The 15474-nt window shown below is 59.2% G+C and carries 11 protein-coding genes; 2 read left to right on the top strand and 9 right to left on the bottom strand.

Annotation, left to right across the window (positions count from 1 at the left end):
- The first annotated feature begins 2 nt into the window (after positions 1 to 2).
- A complete protein-coding gene (locus tag OEU85_RS03590; protein ID WP_262690072.1) occupies positions 3 to 1910 on the top strand; it encodes a serine hydrolase domain-containing protein in 1908 nt (635 codons plus the stop codon).
- A gap of 58 nt (positions 1911 to 1968) precedes the next feature.
- On the opposite strand, the gene OEU85_RS03585 is transcribed toward OEU85_RS03590, so the two are convergent.
- The 3 genes from OEU85_RS03585 to OEU85_RS03575 form a co-directional block, all read right to left on the bottom strand.
- The gene (locus OEU85_RS03585; RefSeq protein ID WP_262690071.1) at positions 1969 to 2781 is read right to left on the bottom strand and encodes a hypothetical protein; all 813 of its coding nucleotides are present in this window, start codon (positions 2779 to 2781) and stop codon (positions 1969 to 1971) included.
- Between the two features lie 154 nt (positions 2782 to 2935).
- Complete coding sequence (locus OEU85_RS03580) at positions 2936 to 3634, bottom strand: DUF4336 domain-containing protein (RefSeq protein ID WP_262690070.1); 699 nt, start codon at positions 3632 to 3634, stop codon at positions 2936 to 2938.
- A 241-nt stretch (positions 3635 to 3875) separates the two neighbouring features.
- Complete coding sequence (locus OEU85_RS03575; protein ID WP_262690069.1) at positions 3876 to 4187, bottom strand: hypothetical protein; 312 nt, start codon at positions 4185 to 4187, stop codon at positions 3876 to 3878.
- Between the two features lie 183 nt (positions 4188 to 4370).
- Here OEU85_RS03575 and OEU85_RS03570 point away from each other — a divergent pair, with 183 nt between their 5' ends.
- Positions 4371 to 6110, top strand: a complete 1740-nt coding sequence (locus OEU85_RS03570) for an N-acyl-D-amino-acid deacylase family protein (RefSeq protein WP_262690068.1) — start codon at positions 4371 to 4373, stop codon at positions 6108 to 6110.
- A gap of 77 nt (positions 6111 to 6187) precedes the next feature.
- Here OEU85_RS03570 and OEU85_RS03565 read toward each other — a convergent pair whose 3' ends face one another.
- From OEU85_RS03565 to OEU85_RS03540, 6 genes are all read right to left on the bottom strand, one after another.
- Complete coding sequence (locus OEU85_RS03565) at positions 6188 to 6865, bottom strand: SDR family NAD(P)-dependent oxidoreductase (protein ID WP_262690067.1); 678 nt, start codon at positions 6863 to 6865, stop codon at positions 6188 to 6190.
- Positions 6866 to 7139: 274 nt separating this feature from the next.
- Positions 7140 to 8807, bottom strand: coding sequence for a carboxylesterase/lipase family protein (locus tag OEU85_RS03560; protein WP_262690066.1), 1668 nt, complete (start codon positions 8805 to 8807; stop codon positions 7140 to 7142).
- A complete protein-coding gene (locus tag OEU85_RS03555; RefSeq protein WP_262690065.1) occupies positions 8807 to 10150 on the bottom strand; it encodes a spinster family MFS transporter in 1344 nt (447 codons plus the stop codon). The genes OEU85_RS03560 and OEU85_RS03555 overlap by 1 nt, the downstream gene beginning before the upstream one ends.
- Before the next feature lie 17 nt (positions 10151 to 10167).
- A complete protein-coding gene (locus OEU85_RS03550) occupies positions 10168 to 11031 on the bottom strand; it encodes a 3-hydroxyacyl-CoA dehydrogenase family protein (RefSeq protein WP_262690064.1) in 864 nt (287 codons plus the stop codon).
- A complete protein-coding gene (locus tag OEU85_RS03545; RefSeq protein WP_262690063.1) occupies positions 11028 to 13085 on the bottom strand; it encodes an acetoacetate--CoA ligase in 2058 nt (685 codons plus the stop codon). Before OEU85_RS03545 ends, OEU85_RS03550 begins: the two co-directional genes overlap by 4 nt.
- Positions 13086 to 13210: 125 nt before the next feature.
- Positions 13211 to 15460, bottom strand: a complete 2250-nt coding sequence (locus OEU85_RS03540; protein WP_262690062.1) for a TonB-dependent receptor — start codon at positions 15458 to 15460, stop codon at positions 13211 to 13213.
- Positions 15461 to 15474: the final 14 nt, after the last annotated feature.

Here is a 15474-nt window from a genome sequence, read left to right as displayed (position 1 = left end):
AAATGTTTAAATGGGGACAACGTACCTGGGGCAAGTGGGCGATAACGCTCGGCCTTGCCACCGTGATGGCGACGGGCGCCGCCCATGCTGGCACGCCGGATTTAAAGGACGCGGGCGAGGTTGAGGCCTTTGCCGACGGCGTTATCAAGCCGCTGATGCAGAAGGAGCACAGCCCATCAGGCGTTGTGGCCGTGATGCAGGGCGGGGAGATTATCTTCCAGAAGGGTTACGGCTATATCGACGTTGAAAAACGCATCCCGGTGGACGCTGAAACCAGCATGTTTCGCCCGGGCTCCATTTCCAAACTGTTTACCTGGGTGTCTGTCATGCAGCTTGCCGAACAGGGAAAGCTGGATATCGACACCGACGTGAACGAATATGTTACCCAGTTCAAGGTGGAGGACACTTTCCCCGGCAAGCCGATCACGCTTCGCCACATCATGACCCACACACCGGGTTTTGAGGACGGTGCGCTTGGTTACCTGATCATCAATGACCCGGACCGCATCGAGCCGCTTGCGAAATCCCTTGAGGAACACCAGCCAGAGCGTGTGGTGCCGCCCGGAACCCGTGTGTCATACTCCAACTGGGCGACCGCGCTTGCAGGCCTGATTGTGGCCAACGTGTCGGGTGAGGACTTCAACACTTATGTCCAGAACCATATCTTTGGCCCCCTCGGCATGACCCATTCCACTTTTGTGGAGCCGCTGCCAGCCGAGCTTGAGCCCTTCATGGCCAAGGCCTACACGTACGGCGCCGGTAAGTACAAAGAAACACCGTACGAGATTGTCACCAATTTCGGCCCGGCCGGTGCGTCCGCGGTCTCTGCGCCAGACATGGCGAAGTTCGCGCGTGCGCTTCTGAACGGTGGCGAGTATGACGGCGTGCGTATTCTGAAGGAAGAAACGCTCAACCAGATGCTCAATGAAGGCTTCTCGCATGATCCGCGGGCGCGCGGTACGGGGCTTGGGTTCCTCAAGCGTGACTTTGGCGGGCCCGAGTTCGAGAACTTCGGCCATGACGGGGGCACCACCATCTTCATTTCACACTTCGGGCTTTCCATTCCGAATGACTTCATGCTGTTCTCAAGCTTTTCGGGCCCCGGTGCCGGGCCGGTGCATCAGGCGTTTGTGGAAAACTTCTATGACGAGTTTTTCCCGCAGGAATTGCCTTATGTCGAACCGCCTGCCGACTTTAAAGAGCGCGGCCAGAAATACGCAGGGTCCTATGTTTCCTCGCGCTCCAGCTATACCAAGGTGGAAAGCATCCTGCGCGGCCTCGGCAGTGTTGATGTGGCTGTGATGCCCGATAACACGCTGATGATCGGCGAAGTGCGGTACGTCGAGGTGGGCGAGAATGTCTTCCGTCAGGTGGGTGACAATGATCAGGTCATCTTCCAGGTCAATGACGAAGGCGATGTCACCGGTTATGTGCTGGACGGCATGGGGGTGATGCAGTTCTACCCGGCGAAGTTCTATGAGACGAGCAGCTACATCATGACACTTCTCGCGGTATGCCTGCTTGTATTTGTGTTTGTGTTCATCCGCCTTGCGCTTCAGTGGGCGCGCTACCGCAATCAGGTTGGCGAAGCGAAGAACGCATACCGCGCAACGCTTCTTGTGTCGGCGGCTAATATCCTCTTTTTCGTCTTTATCGGCATCGTGCTGGCCGGTGGTATGCTGCCGTTGTTCTACAGCGTTCCCGGAACCTTGAAGTTCGCCTTTGTCTTCCCTATCATTGCGCTTTTTGGCACCCTGTACCACCTGTACACAACGTTCCTTGTGTGGCGTGATGGATTGTTCGAAGGGGTATGGCCGCGCATCCGGCATACCATCGTGGCGCTTGCCGCCATCTGGGTCCTGACGTTCTACTACACCTGGAACCTGATCGGCTTTAACTATTTCGCCTGATGCTTGAGAGGTATGGGCGAGATGAGAACCCGGTGCTTCGGCGCCGGGTTTTTATTGTCTACTGAGCCTGTCCTTTGCCGGGGGCAGATGCCATATCCCCGGTTTTGCACCCGTCTACGGCTATCTGGAAGCGGTCAATAAACCCGGGATCACGCGCTGCAAACGGGCGGGATACCTGATAGGCAACGGGGAAAGCCTTGTAAAGACGAGTGTCCATGTGCTTGGCTACAATGGCCTTGGTTGCCTTTGGCAACTTCCAGCGGAAGTCAACCGCCAGCACGGCATCCACCCCGCCGGAGATAACAAGGTGCACAAGGCGCATGTGGTCTGCGCTGCCGGGCGCAAGTGTATACCCTTCGGCCTTGAGCATGCTTTCGGTGCGTGAGCCGGTGTAGGCAGTGACTTTTGCGTTTTCGCGAAAGCCGTCCTCCCCCGGTTTGATTGGCGCACTTTTGAGGGAATACCACATCAGGTCAACGCTGCCGACGGGGCCGACAAGCCTGTTCAGCCGTTCCTCCTCACCCGCTAATACGCTCGGGAACCACAGCGCATTATCATGCTCCGCCATCAATTCGGTCGCGCGTGAAAGCGGTGCCAGCTCAAATTGTACATTCATATCAAGGCTGGAGAAGGCACATGTCGCGATATCGATTGCGATGCCGGAGATGCCGTTTTCCTCGCTCCACTGTGCGGGGTAGGTGTCACCATGGGTGTATAGAAGGATGGTTCCCTCGTCGGCATGGCTGGGCGCGGCGATGCCAGCCGTCAGCGCCAGAATAGCAGATAGGGCAAGGACAGATGTCCGTTTTTTCAGGCTGTCGCCACGGCGGGCGGCACATGTGTGCGCCGACGCGTCATAAACTGCAAACATCAAAAGTGCGTGCCTCCGGCGCGTGTTTAATACGATAATCCCATGAATGCCCGCCGCGAGACTAGCCCCATGTGGCATACCAATCAATGATTCTCATTACCGCCACCATGCGGCTTCATCACTTTTCCGGGATGGCAGGTGTCGCATTTTGGGACTATAGCCAGGAAAATACTTTCCGCAGAAAGGCTTGTCCATCGGTGCGTTGCCACGTGCCATGCGCCATGATGACCTGTTTTGTGGGCCAGCCGAGGATTGTATCGCGGGTTTTGCGCGCTTTGTCGCGCCGCCAGAAGGTGAAACGCCAGTCAAGCGGGGTTTTTGCCTTGCCTTCCACCACCCCGGCGAGGCGGGCCAGTCTGCGTTGCCAGGGTTTCCAGTTGGCGCGCAGGAAGTCCTCGCTGAAATTCTCCGACAGGTCGGCAAGGATGGTGGTACGGCTGGCCTTGTGGAAAAAAACCAGTTCATCCATGACAAAGGAGCCACGCATGTGGGCCATGGCGAGGTCGGTGTGCCAGGCATCTGGCATGCCGTCATCCAGCGTGCCGGTGAAGCCAAGGTCATCACGCTTTTTGGTGGTGGACGCCGGCCCCCACAGTTCGGCGCCCGCGAACGCCTTTTGCCAGTCGCCCATAAACAGGTGATGGATCTTGTTGGGGCTGACAAGATATCTGACGGTGCCAAGGGTGCGGACGGCTTCTTGAAGCTCTGCTGTCAGTTCGGTGGGCGACCACACCCATATATCGCCGTCTGCCAGCCGGACAATCACACAGCGTGTGGGGAAGGGCAGGCTGTGGAAATTAACGCACCTGCCTTCCGCGACCCAGATACCGTCGCCGATCTTCTCGATACTCATCATCCCTCTCCCGGTATCGCTGTGTTCGGCGGCGTCAGCTTTGTCGCTTTTAGCGCTGGCAGCATCAGTTTCGGCAGTTCGGGCTCTGGTAGCTCCTGTTTTACGGGCTGTATTTTTTCCGGGCATGGCGTGTCGTGACCCCGGCTTGTTTCGTAACAAATTAGACCGCTGGTCTAATTATGTGAATCCGGGAATGGGCCGGATGGCAGCAAGGTGTGTGCACCCTGCTGCCGTCCGCCGGTCAAACTGCTTTGCAGCGGCGCTTTTGAGGGCCGTGGCCCGGGTGCATGGCTGGCTGGGCCGCGCAGTCGTCGCTCGCCGGTTTTGCGGCGCTGGTGTCAAGGCACATGCGCTTGTTGCGTTTATACGGCGGGCGGCCAACAAGGCGCAGCTTGCACTGGCTGGCATCTTCTTTTCCGGCCACAGAGGCAGAGGCAGAGGCAGAGGCAGGGGCGTCGGCATTGGCAAAAGCAGCTTGCGGCGTTGCGGTAAGCATCCATAATCCTGCGGCCAAGGCGCACGGGACCCGCAAATGCATAAGCATCTGTTTCATTGTCCTTCTCTCCAGACTTTATTGTCATTTTTTATTGCGCCATAGCCTGTTCTAATGGCTATGGCCGGGGTGTCAAGGAAAGTCAGCCAAGGTGTTGCCGGGGGTGCATTGGCTCTGTACAGCATACCCCCGATCCGCCTATGCTGGCTGGTAAGAAACAGCGGCATAAAAGGGGGAGAGATAATGCTGAATTCCTACATGAACCAGTTTAAGGGCGCGGCGCTTGTGGCACTGATGGCGGGCGCGCTTGTCGCATGCGACAAGGCAGAGGAAACACCCGCACCCCATGACCTGATCATCCGTGGTGGCACCATTGTGGACGGCAGTGGCGAAGCCCGCTTTGTGGGGGACGTGGTGGTGGATGATGACAGGATTGTTACTATCAGCAAAGGCACCAGCCCCGAAACGGGCGAGAAGGAGATCGACGCCAGCGGGCTGATCGTTGCGCCCGGTTTCATCAACATGCTGTCGTGGGCACCGCATACCCTGATCGTGGACGGGCGCGGCATGTCGGATGTGCTGCAGGGTGTCACGCTTGAGGTGATGGGCGAGGGCTCGTCCATGGGCCCCCTGAACGCCGAGATGAAACAAACCAAGCTGGACCAGCAGGGCGACCTGCGGTTCGATATCGAATGGACCAGTCTGGGCGAGTATTTCGACTATATGGAAGCGCGCGGCATCTCCCCCAATATTGCGTCCTTTGTCGGTGCGGAAACTGTGCGGGTGCATGAACTGGGTGAAGACGATGTTGACCCGAGCGCGGAGCAGCTTGACGCCATGCGTGGCCTTGTGCGTACCGCGATGCAAGAAGGCGCGCTGGGGGTGGGCTCCTCGCTTATCTATGCGCCCGGCACGTTCGCGGAAACCGATGAACTGACCGCGCTGGTCAGCGAGGCGGCCAAGTGTGACGGCATGTATATCAGTCATATGCGCTCGGAAGGCGGGAACCTTCTGGAAGCTATCGATGAACTGATTACCATCAGCCGTGACAGCGGGGCGCCAGCGGAGATTTATCATTTCAAACAGGCAGGCCAGCGCAACTGGGACAAGCTGGATGACGCCATCGCCCGCGTGGAAGCCGCGCGAGCGGAAGGCCTGCGCATCACGGCGGACATGTATAATTATACTGCGGGCGCCACAGGGCTTGACGCTGCCATGCCCACATGGGTGCAGGCAGGGGGTTATGAGAAATGGCGTGAGCGCCTGCGCGACCCTGAAACCCGCGCCCGTGTGGCGGAGGAGATGAAAACACCGGGTGACGATTGGGAAAATCTCTACGCCGAAGCAGGCGGGGCCGAGCATGTGCTGTTGATGGGCTTCAAGAACCCGGATTTGAAGAAATATACCGGCATGACGTTGGCCGCCGTTGCGGCGGAGCGCGGCACCAGCGCGGAAGAAACCGCGATGGACCTTGTGATCGAGGACGGCACCCGCGTCGGTGTCGCCTATTTCCTGATGAGCGAAGACAACATCAAGCGCGCGGTGGCGCTGCCGTGGATGTCCTTCGGCTCGGACGCCGGGGCACCGGCGGCGGAAGGCGCGTTTCTTAAATCAAGCACCCACCCGCGGGCCTATGGCAACTTCGCCCGCCTCCTTGGTCGTTACGTACGCGAAATGAAGGCGACCACGCTAGAAAGCGCCATCCACCGCATGACCGCTTTCCCCGCAGGCAACCTTGGCCTGAAGGACCGGGGCATGCTTGCCCCCGGCTATTTTGGCGACATTGTCATCTTCGATGCCGACACCATCACAGACCACGCCACTTATGAACAACCACAGCAATATGCCACCGGTGTGCGCGACGTGTTTATCAACGGGGTACAGGTCGTGAAAGAAGGGGAGCACACCGGCGCAACCCCCGGCCGGGCGCTGAGGGGGGCGGGCTGGACCGGCTGGCCGGACGGCGGGGCCTGCACGGACTGACGAACACGATTGAACAAACAAAAAGGTGCGGCCGGGATATCCCTGGCCGCGCCTTTGTTTCATGAATGCCCTATGGTTCAGGCGCCGTTTGTCACCGGCACGGAAGCGCCGTTGATGGCGCGGGCCTTGTCAGAGGCGAGGAAGGCGATGGTGTCTGCGATTGCCTCCGCGCTTGTCCATTCGCTATAGTTGGCGTCCGGCATGTCCTTGCGGTTGGCGGGCGTGTCGATGATGCGCGGCAACACGGCGTTGGCGCGTACCCGCCGGCCTTTCAGCTCATCAGCCACGCTTTCCATCAAAGCGCGCACCGCGGATTTTGACGCGGCGTATGACCCCATGCCGTGCCCGGCAGGCTGTGCCGCCGCCGCGCCGATATAGACGATAGACCCACCATCCGCGAAGGCGGGCAACAGCGCCTGCGTGGTGTTGAAGGCGGTCATCACATTGATGTTGAACATGCGCTGCCATGTGTCGGGTGAGCCGGTCGCCACCTCTTCCCAGGCAAAGGTGCCGGCGATGTTGATCAGCGCGTGCACATCCTTGAAAATGTCCCCGACTGCCTTGGCGGCATCCTTTGCGGTGTCTGCATTCGTGAGGTCATATCCGCCAAGATAGTGCACATCCTCGGGCAGGTGTGCGGGGCGTTTTGCCGCCGCGTCCAGCGCAATGACGGTATTTTTGGGTGTATTGAGCGCCGCGACAACGGCAGCTCCAAGCGCGCCCGCCGCGCCGGTGATAACGATATTTTTCATCATGACACTCCCTTGAACAAAAGCTGTTTACCGGTGACTTTCCGGTGCGCCCTAGCATGCTTGGGGCCTGTTCAGCCAGTTTTTCTTGCTGGCAGGAGAGTATGGCCCCCAAGCCGCTTTCGCAAGGGGGTGGCTATAGCCGCTTTTGGAGGGTGAGCTGGCAACGCTGTCTGCTGTGTTTGGTGCGGCCTGCTCTGGCATCACAGGGCCGACCGACAGTGCGGCGGCCATATAGTCGCGGCTGCCGCACTGTGGGAGATATGGTGGGCAAGCGCCCTTATGGTTTTGCTGCACACCCGGGAACAGGCGCGGGCAGCGGCGGGGCGATGAAGCCGGTGCGCCAGTTCCAGGACTGGGCACCGGTCGCCCGGCGGCGACACATGATCTCTTCATGCAGTTCATACATGCCGGGAGAGAACTGCCGACCCGCGACCGGCACATCCGCGAAGTTCATATAGGCCTGTTCAAGCGCGAAGGCGTTCCAATCAGGGCCGTTGGCCGCAGTTGGCTGACCGTCGCGGGCGAAGCTTGTCCAGTAATCAAGCATGGCCCCCGCGAACTGCCGCTCGGCAGCCGTGTCCGGCATTGCGGGCCAGTTGGCAGGGGTGCGCCCGAAGGCCCCAAACACATAAGGCACCTCACTGGCATGAAATGCGCCAAGCTTGGCCTCAACAGCCGCAGGATAGGCATGGCTGAAGAAGTAGAGATAGGACGGCTGGCCGATGGCAGCCTGCTTTCTGACAAGGCGTTCCGAAGCCCAGCCGAAAACCGCGTCGCGAGTGGCATCGAACTTTGACTTGTCAAGCGCCTGCGGTGGGTAAAGCCCAAGGTAGGCGTCCGCCATGTCATCGTAGCGCACCCTGATGTCATACGCATAAGCGTCGGGCGTCAGCGGATAGGGCGGCGCAAGGAAGCTAAGGGTGCGTATTTCGTCGCTTGTGAACCCGGCCATCAGGGGGACTTGCGCCTGCTCCCCGTGGTCAAATGTATCGACAAGCTGACGCGGTAATATCTTGCCGTCGATGGTGCCGTAAGGCGCATAGCGCACGGCGCCTGCCTTATCAACGAGCGCACGGGCATCCATTTGGCGTAAATCGGAAATGCCTGTCACCCCAAGGGTGGTGGTGAGCGCGGTGCCAATCTCTTCCGCTGAGCGTTCCTCGTATTTTGTCTGCCGCAGTTCAGGCATGGTGAACAGATAGCCGCTCTGGACAATTGCCTTGTCGAACAGGCCGTGGGCGGCGGGTGAGGCAAGCAGATATTCGGTGCTGAGTGCCCCGGCGGATTCGCCAAAGATCGTCACGTTGCTGGCGTCACCGCCAAAAGCGGCGATATTTTCCCGCACCCATTTGAGCGCCGCGACCTGGTCCAGAAGGCCATAGTTACCTGAGATGCTTTCGGGGCTTTCGGCGCTCAGTTCCGGGTGTGCAAGATAACCAAGCACCCCGAGGCGGTAGTTGATGGATACAAGGATGATACCTCGTTTCGCGAATTCCGCACCATTATACATGGGGGACTGCGAGGAGCCCCAGATCAGCGTGCCGCCATGAATCCAGACCATCACGGGAGCGTTTTTTGCGCCTTCAGGCACCGTTACGTCGAGGATGAGGCAGTCTTCATCCATCTTCACCTCGCCGCGATTATAGGGGCCTGCGGCCATCGGGGGCTGCATGCAGGCAGGGCCGGCTTGCTGTGCGTCCCGCACGCCGTCCCAGCGCGGCATGGGGGCGGGTGGCTGCCAGCGGCGCTCACCGGTGGGGGGCAGGGCGTAAGGAATGGCGCGGAAAACAGACGCGTTCCCTTCCTTTATGCCGCGCAACTGGCCTGCCGGTGCGTCGATCACCGGTGCGGCGTCATTTGCCGCGCTCGCAGGCGGGGTTGAGGTGGCATACATCAGTGCACAAAAACCGAGAAAAGCGGTGCGGAATTGAGCCCGGATTTTCATTATGCAGATCCTTCTGTGATGGCTTTTGACCGGTTAATGAGCCGCGCGACATAGAGATACATCAGTGCGGCGATGAGATACATGGGTGCAAGGGCGAAGAATGCCGCCTGCAGCGAGTGGTTGCCATAGCTTTCGCGGAAGAAATCGCTGGCCATGCCGACATAGGTAGGCCCAAGGCCGAGGCCGATGAAATTCATCACCAGCAGCAGCAATGCGCCTGAGATGACCCTTTGGTCCGGGCGTACTTCCCCTTGCACAAAGGTCACCGTGGCTGTGAGGAAAAACGAATTCAAAAACATGGGGACCACCAGAAACAGCAGCGCGATTTCCCAGGTGGGGGACCAGACGAAGCCAAGGAAGAACGGTACCGCAAGCAGAAGCGAGATCGCCGGGATGGTGGCATAGGCTGACCGTGACCGCGCGCCGAACCTGTCCGTCAGCCGTCCGGACACGAATATACCCGCGCTCATGCCGATGCCGACAACCAGCGCATACCAGACTGCCACATCACCCAGTTCCATGCCCTTCTCGCGCATGAGGAAGAGGGTGGCGAAGTTCGCCGTCCCATAGGTGATGAAGTTTGCTGCCCCACTTGCCGCCGCTGCCAGAAGCAGGACCGGATTGGCAAAAAAAAGCGCGATTGTCTTCAAAAAGCCGGGCGGGACAATGTCTGTAGCCGGGCCAGTAGCCAAATCTGCTGCCGCGTTATCGCGCGCGGCGTCCTGTCCGCCGCGCCTGGGTTCCGCGATGACGCGGTAAACGATAAGGGCCGTGATGACGCCGATTGCGCCGATGACATAAAACGGCACCCGCCAGCTGAAAGTGGCGGCAAGGGATGCGCCAAAGGCCACCCCAAGTGCCGAGCCAAGCGGTGGGCCAAGGTTGAAGATGGACAGGGCGGTACCGCGTCGCTCCCGCGGGAAATAATCAGAAATAATGGCATAGGATGGCGGCACGCCGCCGGCTTCACCCACCCCAACCATCATGCGGGCCGCGACAAGCTGGCCATAGTTGTTGGCCATGCCGCAGGCGGCTGTTGCAATGCTCCAGACCGCGCATGAGGCCGACAGCACCTTCACGCGGTTTGTGCGGTCGGCCAGCCAGCCGATGGGTATGGCGATGAAGCAATAAAACAGCGCGAAATAGAAACCGGTAATCAGACCGAGCTGGCCATCGGTGATGTTTAACCCGTCCTGTATCGGCTTTGCCAGAATGGAGAGGAGTTGCCGGTCGAGAAAATTGAGAACATAAACAAAGCACAGCATGCCAAGCACAAGGCCCGTTCGCACGCGGGGCTGAGCGGGGCCCCTTCCTGTCTGGCCCGCTGGGGCATCATGGCGCATTTCTTGTTTCCCTTCGTTCATTGTTCATTTTTTCCGGCTGCCTTTTGGGTCCAGCCCGTGTGGCCTCTCCCGCCGACAAGGCCTGCAGCAACGCGCTGCTTGAGGAGCGCTGGCGGGCGGAACCGTTCGCCATAGGCTTCGTGAAGAATGTCCTGAACTTGCAGGCAAAGGCTGGAGGTTACCGCGTCCATCAGCGCGAACGGCCCGATGGGGTGACCAAGGCCAAGCCGGCAGGCGGTGTCGAGGTCTTCAGGTGTTGCGACACCTTCTTCCACCAGTTTCACGGCCTCGATCAGCATGGCATGCAACAGGCGGTTCACCGCGAAACCGGCCACATCCTTGACCCTGACCGGCGCCTTGCCAATGGTTTCGAGCAGGCGGGTGACGTGCCCGGTTGTCTCAGGGGCGGTATCAAAACCAGGTATCACTTCCACGAGTTTCATGCGTGACACCGGCGAGAAATAGTGCGTGCCCAGAAATCTGCCGCGCCGCGCCGGAGCGAGGGCCGCCGCAAGCGTTGAGATGGGCAGGGTTGACGTGTTTGAGGCGAGGATGCACTCAGGCTTGCATATATTGTCCAACGAACGCAGGACCGTTTCCTTCGCCTCCAGCGCCTCGAATACCGCTTCGGTGACAAGGTCACAATTGGCCATGTGGCTCAGTTCAGGCGTGGGGCTGATATGCTCAAGGGCCTGATCGCGCTGCCGGGGTGAATAAAAGCCACGGTCGACGCCTTTATCAAGCAGGTTGGCAAGCCGGAGCATGCCGCGTTCCAGCGCCGCTTCATCAAGGTCATTCAGCATCACCGGCATGCCGCCCAGCGCGAATACCAGTGCGATCTCTGCGCCCATCAGACCAGCGCCGACTACCCCGACCTTCATCGTTGCTCTCCTGTGCGTGGTTGCGCCTCAACTGTGTCATGGGCGGTCGTTTCACGAAGCCACGCCTGCGCGCGTTCCAAATACCAGGGGATCACGTCCGGGTTGGCGATGGTGTCCGGGTTGACGACCTTGCGCGCTGGCCAGCCCTGAAACAGGCGCTTGACGGGAAGCTCCTGCTTTTTCCCCGACAAGGTTCGGGGAATGCCGGGGGCACAGATGAAATGGTCCGGGACAAAACGCGGGGACAAGCTGTTCCTGATCGCCAGCGCCATCGCAGATGTAAGACCGGATTTCAACTGGCGGCCCTCGGCCGGGACGACAAACATGAGAAGCTGGCTGCCGCCATGGTGGTCCTCAATGTCGATGACGAGGCTGTCGGCAACGTCGGCAAGGCCTTCCACGGCAGCGTAGATGTCTGCAGTTCCCATGCGCAGCCCGTGGCGGTTGATGGTTGCGTCGCTCCGGCCGGTGATGGAGCAACTGCCGTCGCTGTCGATGCGCAGCCAGTCCCCATGACGCCAGATGCCTGGCCACTCGCTGAAATAGGAGGACCGGTAACGGCTGCCGTCCTCATCGCCCCAGAAATAGAGCGGCATGCTGGGGATGGGGCGTGTGCAGACAAGCTCGCCCACGGCGCCGACAACGGGTTTCCCTGTCTCGTCCCATGCCGCGACGGCAGCGCCAAGGTGGCGGCACTGAAGCTTGCCGGGCGTGGCCGGTAGCTCGGGATTTCCTGCCATGAAACCGGAGAAAAGATCAGTCCCGCCGCTGATGTTGCACCACCAGATATCGGGTCTGCCGGTGGCGGAAAATTGCTCGTTACCCCAGAGCTGGACATCCGGGGGCAGGGGGGAGCCAGTACTGCCAAGCGCGCGGATTTTGCTTAGGTCTCCGCACTCGGCAAGGGTGAGGTCCGCTTTCCGGCAGGCGATGTAAAAAGCGGCGCCCGCTCCAAACCATGTGATCTGGTGCCGGGCAGCGAAAGCCCACATTGTGCGCCAATCGGGGTGGGCCTTTGTACCGCTGGGGGAGCCATCATAAAGGCAGATGGTAGCGCCCGAGAGCAGGCCGCTTACCTGCTGGTTCCACATCACCCAGCCGGTGGCGCTGTACCAGTGGAAGCGCTCGCCAAAAGTATTGGATGCATAGCTTGGCCCGACATCGAGATGCAGATGCCCCGCATATGACGACAAAAGAATTCCGCCATGCCCGTGAACGATCGCCTTCGGCAGCCCGGTGGTGCCGCTTGAATAGAGAATCCACAGCGGATGGTCGAAGGGTACCCATTCCGGTCTAAATGCCGCTACCTCTTCATCCGGCTTTGAAAGCGCTGCGGCAAAATCGGTTGAAGTAGACACCGGGCCGTCGCCATATCCGCTCTGGATGACCAGCAGCGCCGACACACTGGGCAGTGCAGCGCGCATTTCATTCACGGTGGCGCTGCGGTCCATTGCCTTGCCACCATAATAAACGCCATCTGTGGCGATCAGGGCTTTTGGGGAAATTTGCTTGAACCGGTCCAGCACGGCAGGTGTGCCCATGTCGGGTGAGCACAACGACCAGACGGCACCAAGGCTCGCGCATGCGAGAAAGGCAATTACCGCTTCGGGGATGTTCGGCAGGTATGCGGCAACCCGGTCGCCGCGGCCAACACCCTGCTGGCGCAACTCCAGCGCCAGTGAGGCGCTTTGCCGTTTAAGCTCTCTCCAGCCCAGTTCGCGGACATCGCCATTTTCGGTATCGGCAATGATGGCGGGCTGTTCGGCTGCTTCAGCTCGGTCCGCGTGGTGGAAAACCTGATACGCATAATTGACCTGGGCGCCTTCGAACCAGGAAACATCAGGCATAATTTGATCACGAAGGACCGAGGTAACCGGCGTTGGCGATGTTATTTTGTTGTAATCCCACACGCTACGCCAGAAGGCCTCAAGGTCGGTGGTCGACCATTGCCACAGTTCTGTATAATCCTCAAACCGGAGGCCGCGTTCGCGTGCCAGCCAATCCTGATAAAGCCGTATCTGGGGTACGGGGGCATCGCAATTGTAACGTGTCACTTTAAATTCCTTGATCTTCATACTCGGCATCGGCCATGAACCCGCGGGTCGCATGAGAAGCCCGGGCAGTGTGCTCAGACTTCTCATGCGTTGTTTGGGGAGGGGGGTCCCGGTGGTTCGGTCGTTTAGAAGCGGTGCTGCAACGCAAGGCCATACATGCGCGGCGTCCCCAATTGACCGACGCGTGACGGTGTGGTGTCACTTGCCGCGGTGAGGGACTGACCCACATAGCGCTTGTCAAAGGCGTTGCGCACGAAGGCCGTCAGCGACCAGCTGGTGTCATGGGTGCCCAAGGTGAGGGCGGCATTCAGCAAGCCATATGCATCCTGTGTGTTGAGCTCATTATTGAAGAGGTCAAAATACACATCGTCCTGCCATTTGTAGTCAGCGCGCGCGGTGATCTCCAGGTCGTTCGATACGTCGAAGCTGTATTCGACAGAGGTGCTGAACTGCCATTCAGGCGCTTGCGGCAAGCGGTTGCCGGTCAGGTCCTTGATGCCAAGTTCCGGATAGATCGGATCGATGCTGGAGAAAGAACCAAACTCGGCGAACAGGCGCGTGCCTGAGGCCATGATCCGAAGCCCGCTGAAAGGAATGGCCTCGAGTTCAAGTTCGATCCCCTTGATGTTGGCTGTCGCCGCATTCTCCACGCGGGGATAACGCACACCGGTTTGAGGGTTGATGCGGAACAGGGTCTGCTGAAGGTTGGAGTAGTCAGACATAAAGCCCGTGACACCCATCCGCAGTTTTTTCTCGAAGAACATGCCCTTGAAGCCGACCTCATAGTTCCAGACAAATTCCGGGTCGAATATATTGACCGGTTGCGACACGTCGCCAAAGGTATTGAAGCCACCTGACTTGAAACCGCGCGAGGCGCTGGCATAAAGCAGGATCTGGTCGGTCGGGATATAGTCGATCGCGAAACGCGGTGTGAAGGCACCCCACGCCCCTGCCGCCTCATTGTAGGCTGGCGTGCCAATGATGGAGGCATCCATGACAAAATCCTTGCTGTCATGGGTATAGCGGCCGCCAGCGGTGACACGCAGGTTTTCGGTCAACTTGTAGCGCATCTGGCCATAAACGGCATATGAATCAAGGTCTTCAGATGGATCATAATTGAAGGCGTTGTTCAGAGTTGGCGGCACACTGAGGATAAGCGGCTGCGTCGATTCTCCATTCATGTAAAAACCGCCGACGATAATGTCAGCCCGATCGCTCAGGTCTGCGGTGAGGGTCAACTCCTGTGTGAACTGTTTCACATGGATCGCGACGAGCGGAAAGTCGGAGAAATCGCCGCTGGTGCCATCGTTATCGATGTCGGTCATCACAAGATCATGTTTGATGAAACCGGTGGTGGATGTGATGGCTACATTCTCGCTTACGTCCCAGCGTGCGATGCCAATTGCCTTGAGGCTTTCGGTATCCCGCTGGTCGGTGTGGTTCATGTAGACGATATTGTTTTCAAGGTCGTTTACCGGAAGCCCCAGCACCTCAATGGCTGTCGGCTTATCGGGGCGGGCACGGCCAAGCACGGTGGCGAACGCGGGGTTTGACCGGTCTTTCATATATTCAAATACCGTGCGGATGGAGAATGTGTCGCTAGGCTGGCCGAGAAGTGATGCACGCACCTGGGTCAGGTTGGTGTCATTCTTGTCGGTGTCGAGGGTGGCGTTGTGCATCCAGCCGTCCGCGCGATCAACTTGGAAGGCAATCCGGCCCATCAGTTTGTCGGAAACAAGCGGGCCGTTCAGGTGGCCCTTGATGCCGTAGCGCGAATAGTTGCCTGCCGTCAGGGTGACGGAGCCTTCGGGGGTGTCCGTCGGAACGGCACTGTGCACATTGATGGCACCGCCGGTTGCGTTCCGGCCCTCGATGGTCCCTTGTGGGCCGCGAAGAACCTCCACGCGTGATACATCAAGGAAGGTGCTATCCATCATGAAGTGATTGAGGAAGGGCACCCCGTCCTGCGACACGGTAATCCCCGCCTGACTGCCGATATCCTGACCAGCTTGCCCGATGCCGCGAAGCGCGATGAAGATGTTGCCGAAACGCTCCCCGAACTGAAGGCTGGGCGTAACCTGCACGAGATCGCCCACGCTTTTGAGGCCAGCCTTTTCAAGCGTATCCCCGGAAAGGGCGGTGATGGCAATGGGCGTGTTCTGCAGGCCTTCGCGGCGCTTTTGCGCCGTGACGATGATGTCCTCAATTTCAATGATATCTGACGTGTTATCCTTTGCCACACTTTCGGAAGTGTCGTCCTGTGGCTGGCTTTGAGCAAATGCTTCAGCAGTTGTCAGTCCGCTGCATAGAAGCGTCGAAGCGCCAAGCATTAGCAGGCGCGTACGGAAAAATTGTGTGTTGCGGTTCAGTTTCATCCGCTTTTCCTTCC

This window comes from Kordiimonas aestuarii, from assembly GCF_025574465.1.
Taxonomy (GTDB): Bacteria; Pseudomonadota; Alphaproteobacteria; order Sphingomonadales; family Kordiimonadaceae; genus Kordiimonas; species Kordiimonas aestuarii.
The sequence above is the reverse complement of the archived record's forward strand: the minus strand, read 5'-3'. Positions and strand labels throughout refer to the sequence as shown.